Below are 20,444 nucleotides of genomic sequence, written 5' to 3' on the forward strand. Positions count from 1 at the left end.
TCCTCATCGCAGGGTCTCGTCCTGAAGCAGCTTCATCTGCTCGAAAGGGCTGACCGTGCCGCGGATCGTCTTCGTCGCCACATGGGTGTATCGTGCCGTCGTCGTCAGCTTGGCATGCCCGGAGCAGCACCTGGATCACCCGCACATCAGTGTTGGCCTCGAGCAGATGGGTGGCGAAGCTGTGTCGCAAACTATGCAGTGTCGCGGCCTTCTTGATGCCCGCCATATGCTTGGCCGAGGTGAACGCCCGGTTCAATTGTCGTGGCGACAGCGGGTTGATCTTGGGCTTACCGGGGAACAGCCAGCCCTCAGGATGGGACTCGCGCCAATAGTCCGGCAACAGATCCAGCAGGCTGGGCGAGAGCATGGCTTTGCGGTCACGCCCGCCCTTGCCGTCATCGGCATGGATCAACATCCGGTCGCTGTCGATATCCTTGACCTTCAGGTTGCAGACCTCGGATGCGCGGAGCCCCGCTCCGTAGCTGATCCCGAGCGCTGCGCGATATTTGAGCCCAGGGCCGGGCACGGCGGCCATCAGATCGGCCACTTTCCCGACGCTCAGGACAATGGGCAACTTCCGGGGATTGCGGTGGAACTGCATGAAGCGCTTCATCTCGTCGCGACTGCACGTTACGCCGAAGAAGAACCGCAGCGAGATGATGCGCACGTTGAAGGTGCTGGCGGTCACCCCCTCTTGGGTCATCTTGAGCTGGTATGACCGCAGATCCTCCGGCGTGGCGGTGTCCGGCGGCCTCCCGAGGAAGGACGCGAAATGCTTCACATTCCGAATGTGCGCCTTCTGCGTTTTCTCGCACAACCCGCGGATGTTCATGTCCTCGATCATCCGCTGGCGCAGCGGGGTGGTGTTCTTCTCCTCCATGGGAATCTCCTGTCTGACGGTGGGAAGACCCCCATCGTCAGCCCAGAAAGCTCAGCCACATAGAAAAACGCGGAAATGACGGGCAACGCCAGCCACGAGCGCCATTGCCGCGGAGCGGCTTAGTCCTCCCGCCCTTCGTCCGCGAGGACTGAAACGGTCCTAACCAGACATTCGTTGTCCTCGTCGGCGCTGCCGCGCAGCTTCTCCGAAGCGGTCTTCTGGGCCCGGCGCAGCACCTTTCCAGCTCCGATAGAAGCTCTGCGGGACAAGCCTGCCGATCGCAGCATTCGCTCGATCTGTGCCGCAAGGGCGAAGGGTTTTGCAAGGGCGCTGAAATTGGGCTTTTGCTGCAGTATCGATGAATGGCTGAACAAGAAAAGGAACGGCTGATAGTAGGTTGTGCTGAGCCGACTATTCTGTTGCCCCATCGCTTCGGAGACATCGTTCAAAGCAGTTCGATCGACGGTCAACCCGTGCCAACGCCATGGCCCGGCGCCATCACAAGCGGGTCAGATCAGGGCTTGTAGGCCGCGTCTTTTTCCCAACCAGCGAAACCGGTTTGCAGAACAACGACGTTCGTTCGACCTGCCACCCGCAGGGCAAATGCCGCTTGGGCGGACAGGCTGCCGGTGTTGCAGAAGAGGACTGTCATTCGATCCTCGGGGATCTCGTCAATCCGGTCCAGCACTTCGCGCCATTCGATATTGATGGAACCGGGAATCGTGGCAGCGTCGAACTGCTCTGCGTCGCGTGTGTCGACGAAAAGCGCCGTTTCAAAGACGGCTTGGTCGATCTGTTGCGGCAGTATGATGCCGGCCTCATATTCCGAGAACATCATGTATTCCTGCATCGCCTCGATGGCGGCGTCCTGCGCCAAAGTGGGAGTGGAATGAAGGCAAAGCGCGACAGTGGCCGCGCCAAGGACGTGGGACAGTTTCATCTGGGTGCTCCTTGGTTTTCGCTCTTATTCGGTGACTTGTGCTTGCAGCTCCGTAAGGAACGCCTCGATGCGTCGGGCATTGGCGCCGCGGTCGATCTGCCCAAGGCGCGAGCGTGACCGCATGTCGATGCGGCTGCCTGTCTCAATGTCGGTGACCCGAACTGCCACTTCGTCCTCGAAGCCGAAGATGCGGCTTCGGGCGATGGCTTCAATCTGGTTTTCCGCAGGATCGGCCGAGAGAACCTCCCAGCCGCGTGTTTCGACAAGGGTCAACGCCTCTGAGAATGCATCCTCGACCGGGATCGGAAGGACCAGCGGGCGCACGTTCGGATAGGCGGAGCGTTGTGGCTCGGCATTCTGCGCCGGGTAGTCCGTTGGGGTCGCGGTGAACCAGTAGACCGGCGGGTCTTCGGTATCGGTCGAGATGTCGTTTATCGGCGGTGTCGTCCGAGCGGCGATTTCGAAAGCCACCCCGAGGCCTGCAACGGGCAATGACAGGATAAGGCCAATCAGCGCAATGCTGGCACCGTGCCTCTTGCGGATAGCCCCCGCCAACGTCACGAGCGCTGCGACGACCCCCACTAATGCCGCCCAGACACCCCAACCGGCGAGGTTATAGGCTTGGGGCCAAGGCCATCCGCCCGCACGATAGCCCCAGACGGACAAAGCAAGAAGCGCAAGGGACACAAGGCCCAGAAGGATCGTCGCAAAGCCAAGGCGTCGCGTTATGAATTCAAGCATCTGTATCTTCCTGCTCGGGGGCGGGATTTAAGGCGGGGTCGTTTCCAAGGATCAACGGGCCGCCTGAAAGTCGAAAAGAGCACCTGCAAGAACTGTTCAGGAAAGGGGCGCGGGTTCTCGCGGATGCCGATGGTGTAGGTCATTCCTCTTCCTCCACCGCGATGCGTGGATCAAGGGCATGACCCGAAGCTGGGCCGCGCAGGGGCTGGAGCAGCATCCTGTCGATCCAAAGGTCACGGCGCGTGCGGAACTGTTCGATCCCGATCTCCATGTCCTGATGCCCCCTTGCCGGTTGCGCGACATAGGTGCCTAAGAGCCGATCCCACCAGGGCAGGTTGAAGCCGTAGTTCGAATTGGTCTCACGCGGGTCGACGGAATGGTGGACGCGATGCATGTCGGGCGTGACCACGATCAGGCGCAGCACTCTATCAACCGGACGCGGCAGATCGATATTAGCGTGGTTGAAAAGCGCGGTCGCATTCAGGATCACCTCGAACAGCAGCACCGCGACCGCAGGCGGCCCGAGCGCCGCGACCACCGCCAGTTTGATCCCCATCGAGATCAGGATTTCCAGCGGATGGAACCGCAGGCCCGTCGTTGCGTCGAAGTCGAGATCGGCATGGTGCATCCTATGCAGACGCCAAAGTCCGGGAACCGCGTGGAACATGACATGCTGAAGGTAGATCGCCAAATCGAGCACCAGCATCGAAACAAGGATGGCCGCCCAAGTCGGCCACTCCAGATTGTTGAACAGCCCCCAGCCACGGTCCTCGGCCATGACGGCCAATCCGACTGCGAGGATCGGGAATGCCAGGCGCAGGATCACCGTATCTATAAAGACCATGGCAATATTGTTCGTCCAACGGATCAAGCGCGGTATCTCTCTGCGCCGCCGGGGGGCCGCGACCTCCCACAACGCCATCGCCGCCAACACGCCCAAGAAAGCGGCAAGTCGGATCGTCGGCTCGGCAGAGAGGATCGTTTCGGTCATGCGTTCGGCTTTGCTCTTGTGGCGCAGGCTGGATTCGCTATCATTCAATTATTCGATTGAATGATGTAATACTCCGAGGCAGCCCATGTCAATTAGCCCGAAGATGGCCCTTCTCGAAGAATACGCCCTTGTCGCGCGGGCCTTGTCGGCCCCCGCACGCCTTATGCTTCTTGAACAGCTCGCCCAGAACGAGCGCAGGGTAGAGGCGCTTGCGGAAAAAACCGGGCTCACTGTCGCGAACTGTTCGCAGCATTTGCAGCAATTGCGGCGCGCTGGCCTTGTCACCAGTCGGCGCGACGGCAAGGCGATAATCTACAGGCTGACCGACGCGAGGACACTGACGTTGTTGGGGGTTTTGGGCGATGTGGCCGAAAGGAACCTCGCACAGGTTGGGGAGATTCTGCGCGGAATATCGAACGGCGAAGACGCGCCGGAACCGATCAACCGCAACGAGCTTGCCGCTCGACTGAGTGAAGGGTCGGTGACCGTCCTCGACGTGCGCCCCGCCGACGAGTTCGCCGATGCTCATATCCCGGGCGCGCTCAACATGGCCGTGACGGAGCTGGGCAAGTTCCTGACGGATCTCGACCGAAACACCGAGATTGTGGCCTATTGTCGTGGTCCATACTGTGTCTACGCTCACCAAGCCGTGGCGTTCTTGCGCAAGAATGGCTTCAACGCTCGTCGTCTTGACGGCGGTCTGCCTGAGTGGCGCGAAGACGGTCGAGCCATTCAGGCAACATCCTGATCGACAAAGGCCTTATTCGATGTCGCTACGGGTCGACCTGACTATGTGATCGCACTGCATGCGAGGCCTTCAAAAATGCAATGACAATTCGCCCAGACTTCACATGAGATCTCATGATGGAAGCAACCTCCGCTTAGTGTCTGCTACCGGGTCGCCGTTCATGGACGGCCAGTTGCTGCCGTTGATACGCATGCCGGAGCGCTGCTCTACACCGCGACACACCTCGCGCAACTCTCTTGATACCCGCGCGCGCCACCGCCATTTTGCGTGCGGTAAGCGGCGATGACCGCATAGGGATGGACTGAGATGTTCGAGATTTGGGGGCCCATTCTGGCGGGGCTGGTCGCGCTGGTGGTCGGAGGCGAGCTTTTGGTCCGCGGGGCGGTCCAGACCGCTGAGCGGATCGGTATCTCACCGCTTGTGATCGGATTGACACTGGTGGGGTTCGGCACCTCGACACCGGAACTGGTGACATCGGTTCAGGCCGGTCTGAGTGGATCGCCAGGCATCGCCTTCGGCAACGTCGTGGGCTCAAACATCGCGAATATCCTTCTGATCGCTGGCGTTTCTGCCGTTATTGCGCCCCTCGTTGTGGCGCGCGTCGCCCTGCGACGAGATGCGATGGTGATGCTGGTCGTCGCCGTGGTCTTCGCTGGGGTCGCGCCGTTCGCTCCGATGGGGCGGATCGCTGGAGTTGGATTGATCGCAGCGCTGGTCGGCTATTTGGGCTTTGTGATCCATCAGGAACGCCAGCACGCTGACCGCGGCGCGATCTACGACAAGACGGTGGCCCTTGCTGACGCGGATCCCGGCCTCGCGCCACCGCATGCACCTCACGGTATTCTCATGCCGCTGTTGCTCGCGTTCGCCGGATTGGGACTCGTGGTTTTCGGTGGCTCATTGCTGGTTGGTGGCGCCGTATCGCTCGCGCGGGCTTTTGGCGTCTCGGAAACGGTCATCGGTCTGACCATCGTGGCGATTGGCACCTCGATGCCCGAGCTGATCACCTCGATCGTGGCGGCGCTGAAGCGTCAGGGCGAGGTGGCTTTCGGAAATGTAGTCGGATCAAACATCTACAATATTCTCGGCATCGGTGGGACGACGGCGCTGATCGCCCCGTCGCGCGTGCCCGAGGAAATCGCGCGATTTGACGCCCCGCTGATGGTTCTTGTCTCACTCCTTCTAGTGGTCTTCGCGACCACCGGGCTACGGATCACCCGATGGGAGGGGCTGGCGCTAATCGCGGGCTACGGTATCTATCTTTGGAAGCTTTGGCCTTGAGAACGTTGGAGCCAAAGGTGAAAACTTTGGAATGTCGAACCCTTGGCGGGGCGGCGTCAAAATCTGAAAAAGCATATGGATCACGAACACCAGGCGCCTTGATAGCAATGCTATTATTGCCAGCGAATAGGGGACTTGGATGAACGAAGCACGGAAGGATCACTGGGACCGGATCTACGGCAGCAAGAGCGACAGTGACCTCAGCTGGCATCAGGACGCTCCGGAGATCTCGCTCGAACTTGCCGAACGCGCCGGTGTGACGCCGGACACCCGGGTGATCGACGTGGGCGCCGGCACTTCGCGGGTCGTTGACGGCTTGATCGCGCGTGGCCTGCGCGACATTTCCGTTCTCGACCTCTCCCAGACGGCCCTCGACGCCCAGCGTGCCCGGCTTGGGCCGCGCGGCGCGGATGTGGAGTGGATCGTCGCCGATATCACGCGCTGGTCGCCCCAGCGGGTCTATGACCTCTGGCATGATCGCGCCGTGTTCCACTTTCTGGTCGACCCATCGGACCGGGATGCCTATGTGACGCGCCTGTCTCGTGCTCTGCGCATTGGGGGGCACGCGATCATCGCGACCTTCGCTCCTGACGGGCCGGAGACCTGCAGCGGCCTTCCCGTTCGTCGCTACAGTCCGGAGGCCCTTGGCGGTGTGCTGGGCCCCGATTTTGAGTTGGTGGCGAAACGGTTCCAGAAACACACGACGCCCTCAGGCAACCTGTAGTCTTTCCAGTTCAGCCTGTTCCGGAAGCTCCGCTGATCGGCCCCTGTGCAGCGGGGTCAGCCTATCGCGTCGTGATCGTCGGCGAGACATTCCGAGTGGTCGCGCAGCACCTCCAGCACCCGGCACTCCGAGGCTGTCCCACCCCGACATTCGCCGATCATCCGTTCCAGCTCGCTCCTGAGCGCTTGGAGACGCGCGATCCGGGTCTCGACCTCGCGCAACTGTCGCCGCGCGATCGAATCCGCAGCTCCGCAATCGCGCGCTGGATGATCTGACAGGTCCAGCAATTCGCGGATCGCTTCGAGCGGGAAGCCAAGCTGGCGCGAATGACGGATGAAGGCGAGCCGGTCGAGATCGACATCGCCGTAGCGCCGCTGGCCGCCCTCGGTCCGTCCGGGCTCGGGCATCAGGCCTATCTGCTCGTAATAGCGGATCGTCTGCACCTTGGTGCCGGTGCGGCGCGCCAATGTTCCGATTGTATGCATGTCGCTCCCATCACGGCCGCGTGAGGGCGGATTTTCCCCTTGAACCTATAGTTGCTGTAGCTCTTATCTTCCTCGCTGTCGAGAAATCGAGAGTGAGAGGATGGTAACAGATGTCCGAGGCGAAAAACCTTCAGGAGTGGCGCGTGACCGGTATGGATTGCGGGGCCTGCGCCGCGAAGGTGCGAGGTGCCGTCGAGGCTCTGCCCGGTGTCGAGGGGGTCGAGGTAACGCTGATGAACGAGCGGCTGCGGTTGCGGCTCGATACCGCGACCACCTCGCGCGAAAGCGTGGAGAAGGCGATCCGCCGCCTCGGCTATGGCGTCTCGGCCAAAGGGGCTGAGCCGGAAAAGCCCAAGGGCGGATTTGTTCTTCCCGAGGGTGCCCTTCCGGGGGCGAGCGAGACGAATGAGACGCCTGCGGTCGAGAGCGCGCCAACGCCGCCTGCCGATCCCGCGTGGTATGCGACCCCGAAGGGACGCTACCTGATCGCGACCGGGCTTCTGCTGGCCGCCGCCTGGGTGGTGGAGCTGCTGGTCGGCGGCCCGATCGCGCATTGGGTCTTCGTGCTCGTCACCGTGATCGCCGTCGCCCCCGTGGCGCGGCGGGCCGCCCTGATGGCACGGGCGCGGATGCCTTTCACCATCGAAATGCTGATGAGCATCGCCGCGATCGGCGCGCTTTTCGTCGGGGCGGCGGAGGAAGCCGCGCTCGTCGTCTTCCTCTTCGCTGTCGGCGAGATGCTCGAAGGGCTTGCGGCGTCGCGCGCCCGCGGCTCGATCCGGGCGCTGGCCGATCTTGTGCCGAAGACTGCGCGGCTCGTCAGCGGAGACCGGATCCGAGAAGTTTCGGCGGACAGCCTCGACATCGGGCAGATCGTGCAGGCCCGCCCGGGCGACCGCATCCCAACGGACGGCGTCATCGTCTCCGGCAATTCGGGTGTCGATGAAAGCCCTGTGACCGGCGAGAGCGTGCCAGTCCTGAAAGAGCCGGGCGACGCGGTCTTCGCCGGCTCGATCAATACCGAGGGCGAGCTGCGCATCCGCGTCGAGAAAGCCGCCGAAGACAACACGATCTCGCGCATCCTGCATCTCGTGGAGGAAGCCGAAAGCGCCCGCGCCCCTGTAGAGCGGTTCATCGACCGGTTCAGCCGCGTCTACATGCCCGCAGTGGTGGGCGTGGCGCTTCTGGCCGCGATCGTGCCGCCGCTCGCCTTCGGCGCGTCTTGGGAGACGTGGATCTATCGCGGCCTCGCGCTCTTGCTGATCGGCTGCCCCTGCGCGCTGGTGATTTCTGTGCCTGCCGCCGTCGCCGCCGGGCTCTCGACCGGGGCGCGCCACGGGCTGTTGATGAAGGGCGGCGCGGTGATGGAGACAGCGGCCAGAACCAGCCTCGTCGCCTTCGACAAGACCGGCACGCTGACCGAGGGCCGGCCGCAGATCACCGATCTTTTGCCCCTGAACGGGAGCGAGGCCGACCTTCTCGCCACCGCCGCAGCGGTCGAGACGGGCAGCAGCCATCCGCTCGCACAGGCGATCGTCGCCCGGGCGGAGGCACGTGGCATCGCGGTGCCGCAGACCACCTCCGTCACGGCGATCCCGGGCCGCGGTGCGCGCGCCGAGATCGACGGCGAAATCTGGAATGTCGGGGCACCGCGCCTCGCGACCGAAACGGGCGTGCTCAGCGCCGCCGACAGCGCCACTGCCCACCGCCTGGAAAGCGCGGGTAAGACCGTGGTCGCCGTCTTCACGCCTGAGCGCCTTCTGGGCCTGATGGCTCTTCGCGACGAGCCGCGCGCTGATGCGGCAGAGGCGGTCTCCGCGCTCAAGCAAATGGGTATCTCGTCGGTCATGCTGACCGGCGACAACCCGGTGACGGCTCGGGCGATCGCCGACGGGCTTGGTATCGAGGCCCGTGCCGGGCTGCTGCCAGAGGACAAGGTTACGGCGGTGCGCGATCTGGCGCGGGATGCGCATGTGATGATGGTGGGCGACGGCATCAACGACGCCCCGGCGCTCGCCACCGCCCATCTCGGCATCGCGATGGGCTCGGGCACCCATGTCGCGCTCGAGACCGCTGATGGCGCGCTGCTACGCAATCGGGTTACCGATGTCGTCGAGCAGATCCGGCTGGCGCGCGCGACGATGGCCAACATCCGTCAGAACGTGGCCATCGCGCTCGGGCTGAAAGGGGTGTTTCTGGTGACGACGCTGCTCGGTCTCACCGGTCTCTGGATCGCGGTAATGGCCGATACCGGCGCGACGGTGCTGGTCACGATGAACGCGCTCCGCCTCCTACGGTTCAAGGCGGAGGCGCAGTAGGCCTGAAATCTCTGCTCAAGCGCTGGAGATTTCCTAAATCGACAAACCCCGTGCCGTTCAACCGGGCAGCCGAAAACGTTTGAGGCAACTCGGAGCTGGAGTGCCTACTCTTTCTTTGAAGGAAACCGCCGCGGTAATTTGTGGGATAGCGTGCCCTGAATGGCCGCTTCCAAACGATAGAGGCACCACTTTGTCTTTGTAGCGAACGACAGCTTTCCGCCCATTCTATTGAAAAAGTCTTTGTTGCAGTGCGGCAAGTCTTTCGATTCACTCGTCGATGAGGGGATGGGAGGATTTCGGGATGATGGGTCGGCAGGACGCTCCAGTGCAGCTGTTTTATGATTTCAATCTGGACCGTCATGTCCCGGCCGATCATATGCTGCGAGAGATCGATCTGTTCCTTGACGGCGACAGCCTGCGGGACGCGCTGCGACCGTTCTACAGCCACCTTGGCCGCCCCTCCATCGACCCCGAACTGATCATTCGGATGCTGGTGATCGGCTACGTCATGGGCATCCGATCCGAAGGACGCCTGTGCAACGAGGTTCACCTGAACCTGGCCTATCGTTGGTTCTGCCGGTTGGGCCTAGAGGGCAACGTCCCGGATCATTCGACCTTCTCGCGGCATCGCCACGCCAAGTTCCGCGAAAGCAACCTGCTGCGACAGGTGTTTGAAGCCACTGTGGAGCGGTGCCTGAAGGAGGGGCCGGTCTCCGAAAAGGGCTTTGCCGTCGATGCCAGCCTGATCTCCGCCGACGTGAACAACCACCTGCCCGGTATCGGCGATCTGATCGACTTGACCGTTCAATCCGACACGTGGCACGTTTTCGACCCTTCAAGCGGCGCGAACCTGTCGCTGGCCTAGCGTCGCCTGCGCCCCAAGCAAGGATGATCCGATGACGCCCCTCCCGGCCCTTTGCCGTGACGACCAAGCCAATGCGGCCTCGTTGCAATATCGACTGCAAATATTGCTATTACCTTGAAAAGGAACATCTCTACCCGCAGGAAAAGAAGTTCCGCATGTCAGATGCAGTTCTCGAAACTTATATGCGCGATCTGATCGCGGCGAGCGTCAAGGCGGGGCAGCGCGAGGTGCAGTTTGCCTGACCGGGCGGAGAGCCGACCCTGCTTGGCCTGCCCTTCTTCGAGCGCGTGGTCGCGCTGCAGCGCCACTATTGCCCCGTCGGCGTGACTTGCGCCAATCCGACAGACGCGCCGGTCCCGCTCTACGAACATCGAGCGAAATGCGGACTGCCTTTCCCCGGTTCCAATATCCACCCGAGGGCGGAATTGCGGCGTGGCATACGATGCGGCTGACGGAGGCCTGGCCAGGATCGCGACGGCATTGAGGCGCTGGAGTTGCAAGAGGCCCTGTGGGCCTTTGAGGCGCGCGACAAGGCTCGGATCGGCACTTAGAGAGCTATGGCCGGAGGCGAGAACTCGGGTCACGCCAGCTTTACAAAGATCCAAACCTTTTAATTCGCGCGACTTCTGTCAAGATGCTGTGAGGTCGTCCAAAAACATTTCCGAGCCATGCCGCAAAACCCTTTGAGACAACAAGCCGAACGCCCCGCACCCTCCGACGCGCCACAGGCACGGGGCCGTTCGAGACGTAGTCACGCGCATTACATGCTGCTGGGCGGCGCGCTGCTCTTGGCCAGTCTTATGGCCGGGCCTTTGTCTGCGGCGGCACAGACGACCCAGCCGCTGCCCGAGCTGGCCTTGCCCAAGCCGATGCCCGCGCCGCCCATGACGGTGCTGCTTCCCGTTCCGGACGCGCGGATCACGGCGGCGATCTCGACATTGGATGATCTCAGTCAGGATATCCTCAAGCGAACCGGCATTCCCGGACTGGCGGTCGCTGTGGTTCATAACGGACGCACCGTCTATGCGCGCGGCTTTGGCAAGCGCGCCGTTGGAAGCCCGGAGGGCGTCGATCCCGAGACGGTCTTCCTTCTCGCCTCGCTGTCAAAGCCCGTCGGTGCCACCGTTGTCGCCACCCAAGTGACCGCAGGCCGCGTCAAATGGGACAGCCCGATCCACGATTTTCTGGCCGCCTTCAGTTTGGGCGATCCGTGGATCAACGAACATATCACCATCGCCGATCTCTATGCGCATCGCTCGGGCCTGCCCGATCATGCCGGAGACGATCTGGAAGATATCGGGTTCGACCGGAGCGAAATCCTCAAGCGGCTCGCTCTGCTGCCCCAAGGCCCATTCCGGGCGCAATACACCTATACCAATTTCGGCATTACGGCTGCAGCCCAAGCGGTGGCCACGGCCGCAGGCAAGGATTGGGCGCGCCTGTCGGAGACGGCGCTCTATGCGCCTCTTGGCATGGGCGCGACCAGCTCGACCCATGCCGATTACATGGCGCGGGACAATCGGGCCGCAAGCCATGTGCCGGGTGGCGATGGCTATGTGATCTCCGACAAACGCCAGCCCGACGCGCAAAGCCCGGCGGGCGGGGTCAGCTCCAACGCGCACGACATGGGGCGTTGGATGGCGATGGTGCTGGGCGGCGGTATGGCGGACGGGACGCGCCTGATCTCTGAAGAGGCGCTTCTGCCTGCAACCTCCCCGCAGATGATCCGAGGCGCGCCGATGGCGGTCTCTGCGCGCGCGGGCGCCTATGGGTTTGGCTTCAATGTCGATACCCGCTGGTCAGGCCGTGTGATGCTAAGCCATTCCGGGGCCTTCGCATTGGGCGCATCGACAAGTGTCGCAATGCTGCCCGAGCTCGATCTGGGCATCGTCGTCTTGACCAATGCACCGCCGACAGGGGCCGCCGAAGCCATCACCGCGAGCTTCCTCGATCGCGCGGAACTGGGGAGGGATACCCGCGACTGGCTGGCGGCCTATGCCCCGATCATGGCGCCGCTATCGGCCCCTGTGGGGCAGCTGGTGGGTGCAAAGCCCCCCGCTGACCCTGCCCAGGCAGCGCCCGCGCAAACCTATGTCGGCACCTATGACAATCCCTATTTCGGCCCCGCCTCGATCTCTGAGACCAACGGATCGCTTGTGCTAACGCTTGGCCCGGACCACCGAGCGCTGCCCATGCGCCATTGGGATGGTGACACCTTCGTTGTCTATCCGGTGACCGAGAACCAACCCGCAGGTTCGGTCTCGCGCGTCACCTTTCGCGCAGCCTCCCCCGGACCGGCCACCGAAATGCAGATCGAACACCTGAACGAAGAACATCTCGGCATCTTTCGACGCCCCGACTAACACAGCCGGGTGTGCGCAAAATGCCCCTCAGTCCTCCCAAAGTGCTCAGTCATCGCCCTTTGCGGCCTTCTCAGCGGGTGAGTTTCGCGACCGAGCGGTCATCAGCGATCAAACGCGGCGCAAAATAGGCAAATGCCTCACGAAACATCGGATGCCAACTTGCATCCAATGGCTGGTGCAACGGGTGCCGGAAGAAAACGAACAGATGACCTAATCACCAGCCCGGCCTTCGTGGTGATCAAGGCGGCAGAGGAGTTCCACGAGAAGACGGTCCGACCGAACCAGCTCTGGCAGACCGACTTCACCTACCTGAAGGTCATCGGCTGGGGCTGGTTCTACCTCTCGACCATCCTCGACGACTACAGCCGCTACGTCATCGCCTGGCGGCTCTGCACGACGATGAAGGCGTCTGATGTGACCGCGACACTGGAAGATGCTCTGGTCGCGTCCGGCTGCAATCAGGCCACAGTTGCCAACCGGCCCCGGCTGCTCAGCGACAATGGCAGCAGTTACATCTCCGGGGAACTGGCCGACTGGCTTGCTGACGAGGGCATGGATCACGTCCGGGGTGCTCCCCGCCACCCTCAGACCCAGGGCAAGATCGAACGCTGGCACCAGACCCTCAAGAACCGCATCTTGCTCGAGAACTATTACCTGCCCGGCGCTCTGGAATAGGCGATCGGCGACTTCATCGACCACTACAACCATCACCGCTACCACGAGAGCCTGGGCAACCTCGCGCCCGCCGACGTCTATCTCGGCAGGGCCGAAGCCATCCTGAAAACACGAAAGGAGATCAAAGCCAAAACCATCGAGAAGCGCCGCTTGCTGCATCGCCAGACCGCGGCATAAACTGAAACCACAACGAGCCAGGCCCTCCGTTCTCGATCAGGCCCTCGTGTCCCAAATCATCTCACGACGGACAGGATGGATGGTAGCCCGGGCGACCGGTTCGAGCAGGCACACAACGTCCGAACCCGAGCGCGCGAAGATCAAGCTCATCGACGAGGAGGTCGATGATACGGACCAGATGATCCTCACTAATCCAATCGTCGACGCGCTCGGGGAAAAGCGTGGTTTGCTCCCGGTCGATGCCGTCGATGAAACCCGCCATCCGTGCCTCCCGCTGCCTTGCGAAAGTATACCATGGGCTTAAGTTTCCACACAGCCTCGGCCCGAAGCTGCCATTCGAACAGGGCGCGTCGAAGGCCCCGACCAGCTCTTTCCAGATGCTCGCAGGCCACCGCAGCGCTATCACGGATCGTCCATCGGCCCTGGCGACGCGCGATGGGTCAGTTCCACGCACATCCGGGTGGATGCCTATATCTATTGCGCTAAGGCATCCAGTTCGTCCATCAGCCCTGAGAACCGTCTCAACTGATCGTATTGCTCTTCGTCGATCCCGTCCGGATCGAAGTGCATCACGTCGTTTCGGATTTCGCGGACCTTATCCAGCTCAGCGCAAAATACGCCCCTGTCTACGCGAAGGTCGAGCAGTTTCCAGTTCTCTGGCTTCTGAATTATCCGAAGATACTCACCAAACGTTAGGTCTACGACAGATTGAATTCGCTCCCTTCTCGCCGAGTCCGTGTCGCCACAGACCTCCTGCAAAGTCTGGGTAGTGAACTTTCCATTCATCAGTTTTCGGATCTGGTTCTCAATCTGTCCGATGAGGAGAAATGGCTCTGATAGAAACTGAAATTGCTCGCTCAGATCTGTCGCGGTGACGATGCCAGTAACCTTCTTGTCGGTTGAGGATCGGACGAAGACGAATTCGTGCTCGATGATCAATTTCGTAGCTTTGAACAGCGCTTCGCTTTCTTCCAGAGCGACGGCCGTCTCCATGGCGTCTCTCACTTCGACGAGATTATTCTCGTGGCTCAAGCGCTTGCCGATCGTCTTCCAGCTAATCGCACCGTTCAGCGTGTGCTCGTTCGACATGACCGCCAGCTGCGAGAAATCGTGCGCCAGCATCAGGGTAATCGCCTTCTCGACGGTATCCTGCGGGTTGACCGAAACCACACCGCAGTTGGCCGCCTTGAGCATGCTGATGAGGAAGTTTGCCTCTTTTGGGGCATAGGCTGCACCATCCTCGCCTTGGTCGCTACCGGTAGATTTGGTAGCAGCCGCTGCAACCGGCGCTTTCTTGAACGTTATTTCTGCGTCAATCCAGACCTTAGTGAAATCTGGGCTGGTTATGATACCCGCATTATCCAACTCGGTTTGTATTCTCTTGACGACGCCGGTGCGGCGCCTGCGGGCACCGAACCAGCGAAGCAACTCTCGGACCGTCGTCGAAGCTTCCTTTCCTTCGCCGATGTCGGCTTTGACCTCTTCGAACTCCTTGTTCAATTTGGTGCCCCTCCGATCATCCCGTTCCGATCGCGGTGAATTGCCCGGACGCTTCTATGCAGTCCCATACGTGGAGGACGAGGCGGAGGCCTCGATATTCCATTGCGGTAATTTATGCCACGGCTTGATTAAATCCAAAAGAAAGAATGACAGCTAGGGACCGGCCGCACCCCTACCCTATTGCTGACGGCCCTGGCTATGCAGAAGCTTTCTTTCTGCACATTGCGGGCCTTGATCCCTGCGCCGCGAATGACCGCTCCCCGCCCCGAACAACCTGGCTCGTCGGTTTCGGCCTTTTGTGGACATTCGCGCGACAGCCATTGCTGCCGCGCAATGCCTCCGAACCAGCATTTGGCGGCGACGTCCAGCATTGTCCGGCAGGCGAAGGCCCCACAGCGGCCAGTTCAGCCGGCCAGCTTATTGCCAGTAAGCCCGCCGGAGTTAGCTGATTGGGCGTAAAGCGGCGGGAATGGGTCAGGTCTGATTGTGGTTATTGGGAGCCGTCCAGCTGCCTGCTAACTTTCCTTCTCGGGGGAGGTGGCTCATTCATCGGCGATTCACGGCAAAAACGCCAACTCGTCTAGAGGTGCTAAGGCTCTAAAGACACCGCCCTTTTTCGCGCTATCAGTTCCGGCGCTATCAAACACGTTGAGAAGAAGGTCATACACCGGTTCAAAATTGTCGAACCCGTCCGGTAGCGCCTGAATGGCTCTGGCTATCGCGCGATCATCCTCCTCTTCAAAAAGACCAGCAAAATCCCCGTCGATCATCTTTGCGAGGATTGGCACAGCTTGCCCTCCAGCAGCGTTGAGCGCGCTTCGTTGGCCTCTCAATCGCTCTAAGGCGTTGGCTTTGCTATTCGCGTAGACTGCTACGGTTCCATTCAATGCTTCAATCGCTTGAGCCTTCGTCACCCCCGCCTGGTTCAAGAAGTAAAACATCGGCCAACCATTGGCGCTGAACTTGGGCGGATACCTTTACATAGAAGCGTGACGAGGCAGCGACACAGTTCCTCTCTGCACTATCTCGTCAAATGGGTGCCATCCGACAGAATAATTTCGTCCATCGGCACATCCCAAGGCATCGGGTAGATGGTGGGCAAGACGCAGTTTGAAAAGCCGATACCAACGATCCGCGGCTTCTTATCAAAACGGGCGAGCGTGCGGTCGTAATAGCCTCCCCCGTTTCCGAGGCGATGAAGCGTCGTGTCGACACCGACAAGGGGGACGATCACGAGGTCGGGCGTGCGAGGTTCGCCTGCGGCTGGCACGGGGATGTTCCAGACGCCGCGCACCATGCGGCAATCCGGGGTCCACGTATGGAATTCGAGCGGCGCATCTCGTTCGATGACGACGGGCAACAGGACTTCGGCCCCGGCCTCATGTGCCTTGCCCATCCAGCCCCGCAGATCCGGTTCGCCCCGGATCGGCCAATAAACAGCCACGGTGAGGCGGGCATCGAGAGGAACTGTCCGGTCGAGACCGTCAATCAGCCGGACGGTCGCGCGCTCTCGATCTTCTGCGGACAAGGCCCGCGCGGCCACAAGCCGAGCGCGCTCCGCCCGTCTGAATCGCGCCACATCGCGTGCCGCCTCGGGATCGACCAGGTGCCCATCGACCAGAAGATGGGCAAAGCAGGCGGGGGCTCCTCCGGTAGCATCGTCATCCATATCTATGCCATCCGCTTACGTTTCTGAGGCGGAAAGATCGTATCGTATCCCCAAGTGAAAACGAAGGCGTAGACGAGGTAGAAGCCTGCAAAGGACAGTTCCATCACGACAATGGTCAGCAGGAAAGCGTCGAGCCACCATGCGAAAACCGGCAGAAGCAGGGTAAGCAGCGTCACCTCGAAAAGCACCGCGTGAGAGATCCGAATTGGCATAGTCTTACGGACATCGCCACGACGCCAGAGCAGGAGATGATCGAAGGCCAGGTTGAAAAGATAGTTCCAGGCAGTAGCCGCTGTTGCGCCAAGCACGACCAGCACGCCCATTTCCTCCATCGGATGATCGAAAGCCCAGGCGAAAAGCGGCGTTACGATGAGGAGGCCGATGATTTCAAAGCTCACGGCTTGGCGGATACGGTCTGGGGTGCTGCGCATGGAAAATGTTCAATCGTGGGTCAGGCGGTCCAGCGTGCAGAGCTTGTGATTGGGCGAGGTCATCCCCGGGAAGCCTTATGGTGGGACCCGTGCGTCCGCTTTTCAAGCATGGGCGCACGTCGCGCGGTCACGATGTCCAACCTCTCGGTGCGGCCCTCGCCGATCTTGTGCAACTCAAGTGCAGGGCAGCGGAGGACAGCCTCAAGGAAGCTGGCGAGCGCCTCTTCACCTTCAGCAGGCTCGACCCGTCGCAATGGAAATCGGCCAAGACCGCAAACGCCATCAAACGCCTGAACGACGAATTCCGCCGCCGGATCAAGACCTAGACCGTGCTGCCCTGTGCCGAGACCGTGCCGATGCTGCTTTGGGGGCTACTGGCCTCTTCTTTCGCTATTTCTGTAGACACTTGATCAGCGCTGCTATGGTCAAAACCACCAACACCAGAATAAGAAGGCCGAAAAGCCAACCGATCACCATTTCGAAACTCATTCCATTTTCCATGTCCCTCTGGTCCACTGTTTCGTTGTCATGATCTTCGGTCGACGCGCCGCGATGCACGCGGCTATTCGCGACTAACCATCGGCGGGCCGAGCTAATCCACTGCGAACTCCACCGCGAATGAGTGCGGAGACGAGAGCATCCCGATGCCGCGGCCATCGTTGTCTTCCATCACGCTGGGATCTCTCAAACGGCTGTTTGCTGATGCGGTCAGCACAGCGGACGATGTGCGCGGTGCCTCGAGTGGGAGCCGGCCTCACAGTTCGAGCGTGCGTCGAATGGCACCCGCTCCCCACAGCAGCAGGCCGGTGGTCAGCGCGCTGACCCCAACGCTGTGCGCCCATGGCCCCGCAATGCCCGTGTCGCCGAAGGTGATGAGGGTAATGCCGGCCAACGAAAGCCCGAGCCCAGCCATGAGCCGACATTCTCCCGGGGTCGGGCACGGCCTTCGCTCGTCATAGCTCTCCTCCTTCGGCGCGGCGGGATCGCTCCCCGTCACGCTGTTCGCTCCGTTCAAATCGCTGTTTCTCATGGCCTTGCGAACCTCCTTTCGAGATACTCTTTCAGCGCAACGTCAGTCGCATAGATCTATAGCGCGGGTCGGGCGGGCGCCGAATTCTGCCCAATGCGCGGCTTCGAGGTTGCCCACCGGCCCGCGGCGTGTCGGAGCCTGCGGCGGAGTTCCAGGCTCCGCGGTTTTCGGAGCTTCTGACCCCGGCAGCTTCTCCCACGCCACGCTTTGCGGCCAGACGCGATCCAAGAGACGCTGTTGACTGCCGGAAACCCTGCGGCCCGGTAAGCTCGTTTAATCCATATGCCGGTCATCTTCCGGTCGTCCGCGGGAAGCGCGGACTTCAAGTATTGCGCGATTCATAATATTGGGAAAGCAAATATAAATGCGATATGATATTCGTAAATGCGATACATGGGGGATCCATGAACATCGAACATGCCCGAACTTTCCTTGCCGTCGCCGATACCGGCAGCTTCGTAGCGGCCGCCGAAAGGCTTCACGTCACCCAGTCAACCGTGAGCGCTCGTATCCGAGCACTCGAAGATCAGTTGGGCACCAGGCTTTTCACTCGCAACAAGGCCGGCGCGGCGCTGACTGCGGGCGGTGGCCGGTTCCTGAAGCATGCAGCGCAGATGGTGCGAGCCCTCGAACGCGCGCGGCACGACGTCGGCCTTCCTGGACAATTCCGCGCGCGTGTCGTCATCGGTGCGCGCTTCGGCCTGTGGGAAGGGCTGATGATGAAATGGTTCGCCAATATCCAGCGGACCCATCCCCGAGTTTCGTTTCATTCCGAAATCGGCTTCGAGCCTGAACTGATGCAGGCGCTGGTCGACGGGCGGATGGATATCGGAGTCATGTTCACCCCGCAGCGCCGTCCGATGCTCGAGCTCCTGCCATTGCTTACTGAACAGCTGGTGCTCGTCTCTACCGAACCGACCGCTAGCATGCAGCCTGACGGCTATATCCATGTCGAGTGGGGCCCGGAATTCGACAATCAGTTCCGCGCTGGCTTTCCGGAGTTTCCCGGTCCTGCACTCTCGGCCAACATCGCCTGGCTCGGCCTTCAATATCTCAAGCTCAATGGCGGCAGCGGCTATTTTCCCCGGCGTCTGGTCGAACACCAGATCGATAGCGGCGCCCTGTTCCCGGTGCCCGGTGCGCCAGTGTTCGAATTGCCGGCGTGGATCGTGATCCGCGAGGATCGCAACAAAGCGCTTGTTGATCCGATGGTCCAGAGTTTGATGGTTGGCCTTGTGGCGCCTTGATCTGCGATCAATTTCCGCTCTTGTCCTTTCCCAGCGGCCTGTCGCTCGCGTTCGGTATCCTGCTGGAACATTCCCGATCGGTCACCTCGCGTTCGGGCTCGCTGCGTAGTGCTTTCGCGGGATCGAAAAAACTCCTTCCGGCAAGGTTTCGTCCGCCCTTTGGTCGATCGAACCGAGTATGTCTGTCAGAGGCTTCATGCCGCGACCGAGGGTCCATAACTGATCGTTAGACGACCATCCACGCGGGAAGCAGTCGCGCCAGTTCTCTGACCGGCGCGCAAAGCGAGGTGGTGAGCAAAAGCAACCTTGGCAGCTGAGCTCTTGAATTCGTCGTTCACGGCTTCGACTTAAAAGCACGTCAAAACGGGTGTTCCAGGAGATGACGGGCCTGCGCGACCATGCCGTCCAGACGTGCAGCGGCCGTGGGGACATCGTTGAGCGCACCCACACCCTGACCCGCATAGAGTGCCATCGCCTCCAAGTCGCCGGTCGTGGTTCGCAGCGGCGAATCCGTGCTGAAGCGCAGGCGCGGCTGCTCGCCGTCGCGGGCGATGGCCTCGCGCGGAAGACTGTCAGGGTCGTGGCCGAGGTAATGTCCGTCCAGGCTCTCGGTCACGCTATTGGCGATCACCCGCACCGCAGCGCCCTTGGGCCAATTCAGAACGAAAACATCGGTCAGAACCGTGTGGTCGCCGGTGGCCTCCGTGATTCGGGATTTGTGATAGGGATGAGCGAAGGATTCCTCGGTCGCCAGAAAGGCCGTGCCGCATTGCACGCCATCGGCGCCGATGGTCAACGCGGCGGCGAGGCCCTCGCCCGTTGCGATCCCTCCGGAGACGACGACCGGCAGGTCGGTCTGCGCAAGGATTTGCTCGGCCAGCCCGAAAGCCGGGTGTCGTCCATGCACGTGACCGCCCGCCTCGACGCCCTGCGCGATGATCACATCCGCTCCGGCCTCTTCGGCGATCCGCGCGGCCTCGACCGTGCCGACCTGATGCAGAACAAGGCAACCGGCACGTTTCACGCGGGCCACCACGTCAGGCATCACGTCCCAGAAAAAGCTGAAGGCCGGCACGCCAAGATCGAGACAGCAGGCGATCTGCGCATCGAGCAGCGCTGGTTCGGTCGCCGCGGGGATCAAGTTGACGGCAAAAGGTCGGTCAGTCGCGTCCCGCAGCGCAGTAACCTCTGCGGCGATCAGGGCTGGGTCTTCGCGCACCATGCCCAAAATCCCGTAACCGCCCGCATTGGCCACGGCGGCGGCCAGTTCCCAGCGGGAAACGCCGCCCATCCCGGCCAGCAGAACTGGCTGGGCGCACCCCAGCAGGTCGCAAAGCGGTGTGTGCAGCGGGTTTATTGGCTGGTCCGTCATGCTTGCT

18 protein-coding genes and 5 pseudogenes are annotated in these 20,444 nt (G+C 61.5%); 10 read left to right on the forward strand and 13 right to left on the reverse strand.

Going from position 1 to position 20,444, the window contains the following annotated elements; all coding sequences use genetic code 11:
- Window positions 1-3: 3 nt before the first annotated feature.
- From BMI88_RS12455 to BMI88_RS12475, 5 genes and pseudogenes are all read right to left on the reverse strand, one after another.
- Window positions 4-880 (reverse strand): annotated as a pseudogene (locus tag BMI88_RS12455) (site-specific integrase).
- A gap of 119 nt (window positions 881-999) precedes the next feature.
- Complete coding sequence (locus BMI88_RS12460; RefSeq protein ID WP_146673563.1) at window positions 1,000-1,350, reverse strand: hypothetical protein; 351 nt, start codon at window positions 1,348-1,350, stop codon at window positions 1,000-1,002.
- Window positions 1,351-1,394: 44 nt separating this feature from the next.
- Complete coding sequence (locus tag BMI88_RS12465; protein ID WP_078549168.1) at window positions 1,395-1,820, reverse strand: rhodanese-like domain-containing protein; 426 nt, start codon at window positions 1,818-1,820, stop codon at window positions 1,395-1,397.
- 24 nt (window positions 1,821-1,844) lie between these two features.
- The gene (locus BMI88_RS12470) at window positions 1,845-2,561 is read right to left on the reverse strand and encodes a DUF1499 domain-containing protein (protein WP_078549170.1); all 717 of its coding nucleotides are present in this window, start codon (window positions 2,559-2,561) and stop codon (window positions 1,845-1,847) included.
- 139 nt (window positions 2,562-2,700) lie between these two features.
- A complete protein-coding gene (locus BMI88_RS12475; RefSeq protein WP_078549172.1) occupies window positions 2,701-3,552 on the reverse strand; it encodes a sterol desaturase family protein in 852 nt (283 codons plus the stop codon).
- A gap of 85 nt (window positions 3,553-3,637) precedes the next feature.
- Between BMI88_RS12475 and BMI88_RS12480 the strand changes: the two genes are divergently transcribed.
- From BMI88_RS12480 to BMI88_RS12490, 3 genes are all read left to right on the forward strand, one after another.
- Entirely contained in the window at window positions 3,638-4,300 is a 663-nt protein-coding gene (locus BMI88_RS12480) for a metalloregulator ArsR/SmtB family transcription factor (RefSeq protein ID WP_078549174.1), read from the forward strand.
- A gap of 306 nt (window positions 4,301-4,606) precedes the next feature.
- On the forward strand, window positions 4,607-5,581 hold the full coding sequence (locus BMI88_RS12485; protein WP_078549176.1) for a calcium/sodium antiporter: 975 nt from the start codon (window positions 4,607-4,609) through the stop codon (window positions 5,579-5,581).
- Between the two features lie 139 nt (window positions 5,582-5,720).
- A complete protein-coding gene (locus BMI88_RS12490; RefSeq protein WP_078549178.1) occupies window positions 5,721-6,305 on the forward strand; it encodes a class I SAM-dependent methyltransferase in 585 nt (194 codons plus the stop codon).
- A 56-nt stretch (window positions 6,306-6,361) separates the two neighbouring features.
- On the opposite strand, the gene BMI88_RS12495 is transcribed toward BMI88_RS12490, so the two are convergent.
- Window positions 6,362-6,790 carry a helix-turn-helix domain-containing protein gene (locus tag BMI88_RS12495; protein ID WP_078549180.1) on the reverse strand — a complete coding sequence of 143 codons (429 nt, stop codon included), beginning with the start codon at window positions 6,788-6,790 and terminating at the stop codon, window positions 6,362-6,364.
- Between the two features lie 110 nt (window positions 6,791-6,900).
- Between BMI88_RS12495 and BMI88_RS12500 the strand changes: the two genes are divergently transcribed.
- From BMI88_RS12500 to BMI88_RS12515, 5 genes and pseudogenes are all read left to right on the forward strand, one after another.
- A complete protein-coding gene (locus tag BMI88_RS12500) occupies window positions 6,901-9,108 on the forward strand; it encodes a heavy metal translocating P-type ATPase (RefSeq protein ID WP_244176608.1) in 2,208 nt (735 codons plus the stop codon).
- Window positions 9,109-9,409: 301 nt separating this feature from the next.
- Window positions 9,410-9,871: pseudogene (locus BMI88_RS12505) on the forward strand (transposase); the annotation flags it as partial.
- A 173-nt stretch (window positions 9,872-10,044) separates the two neighbouring features.
- Window positions 10,045-10,215 carry a hypothetical protein gene (locus BMI88_RS19775; RefSeq protein WP_168173880.1) on the forward strand — a complete coding sequence of 57 codons (171 nt, stop codon included), beginning with the start codon at window positions 10,045-10,047 and terminating at the stop codon, window positions 10,213-10,215.
- Window positions 10,216-10,737: 522 nt separating this feature from the next.
- Complete coding sequence (locus BMI88_RS12510) at window positions 10,738-12,336, forward strand: serine hydrolase (RefSeq protein WP_093477009.1); 1,599 nt, start codon at window positions 10,738-10,740, stop codon at window positions 12,334-12,336.
- Between the two features lie 207 nt (window positions 12,337-12,543).
- Window positions 12,544-13,188 (forward strand): annotated as a pseudogene (locus BMI88_RS12515) (DDE-type integrase/transposase/recombinase); the annotation flags it as partial.
- A 73-nt stretch (window positions 13,189-13,261) separates the two neighbouring features.
- On the opposite strand, the pseudogene BMI88_RS12520 reads toward BMI88_RS12515, so the two are convergent.
- The 5 genes and pseudogenes from BMI88_RS12520 to BMI88_RS12540 all read right to left on the reverse strand — a co-directional run.
- Window positions 13,262-13,450 (reverse strand): annotated as a pseudogene (locus BMI88_RS12520) (IS5/IS1182 family transposase); the annotation flags it as partial.
- A 212-nt stretch (window positions 13,451-13,662) separates the two neighbouring features.
- Entirely contained in the window at window positions 13,663-14,688 is a 1,026-nt protein-coding gene (locus BMI88_RS12525; protein ID WP_078549184.1) for a CBS domain-containing protein, read from the reverse strand.
- A gap of 557 nt (window positions 14,689-15,245) precedes the next feature.
- A complete protein-coding gene (locus BMI88_RS12530) occupies window positions 15,246-15,629 on the reverse strand; it encodes a hypothetical protein (RefSeq protein ID WP_078549187.1) in 384 nt (127 codons plus the stop codon).
- An 80-nt stretch (window positions 15,630-15,709) separates the two neighbouring features.
- The gene (locus BMI88_RS12535; protein ID WP_078523308.1) at window positions 15,710-16,357 is read right to left on the reverse strand and encodes a 5-formyltetrahydrofolate cyclo-ligase; all 648 of its coding nucleotides are present in this window, start codon (window positions 16,355-16,357) and stop codon (window positions 15,710-15,712) included.
- Between the two features lie 2 nt (window positions 16,358-16,359).
- Window positions 16,360-16,788, reverse strand: coding sequence for a PACE efflux transporter (locus BMI88_RS12540; protein WP_078549189.1), 429 nt, complete (start codon window positions 16,786-16,788; stop codon window positions 16,360-16,362).
- Between the two features lie 77 nt (window positions 16,789-16,865).
- Between BMI88_RS12540 and BMI88_RS19925 the strand changes: the two are divergent.
- Window positions 16,866-17,111 (forward strand): annotated as a pseudogene (locus tag BMI88_RS19925) (transposase); the annotation flags it as partial.
- 431 nt (window positions 17,112-17,542) lie between these two features.
- Here BMI88_RS19925 and BMI88_RS19610 read toward each other — a convergent pair.
- Window positions 17,543-17,818: a hypothetical protein gene (locus tag BMI88_RS19610; protein WP_078523312.1), complete on the reverse strand. Its 276-nt coding sequence runs from the start codon at window positions 17,816-17,818 to the stop codon at window positions 17,543-17,545.
- A 404-nt stretch (window positions 17,819-18,222) separates the two neighbouring features.
- Between BMI88_RS19610 and BMI88_RS12555 the strand changes: the two genes are divergently transcribed.
- Entirely contained in the window at window positions 18,223-19,065 is an 843-nt protein-coding gene (locus BMI88_RS12555; protein ID WP_078523313.1) for a LysR family transcriptional regulator, read from the forward strand.
- Window positions 19,066-19,423: 358 nt separating this feature from the next.
- Here BMI88_RS12555 and BMI88_RS12560 read toward each other — a convergent pair whose 3' ends face one another.
- Window positions 19,424-20,437: a nitronate monooxygenase gene (locus BMI88_RS12560; RefSeq protein ID WP_075777504.1), complete on the reverse strand. Its 1,014-nt coding sequence runs from the start codon at window positions 20,435-20,437 to the stop codon at window positions 19,424-19,426.
- Window positions 20,438-20,444 lie beyond the last annotated feature (7 nt).

This window comes from Thioclava sp. F36-6, from assembly GCF_002020305.1.
Classification (GTDB): Bacteria; Pseudomonadota; Alphaproteobacteria; order Rhodobacterales; family Rhodobacteraceae; genus Thioclava; species Thioclava sediminum.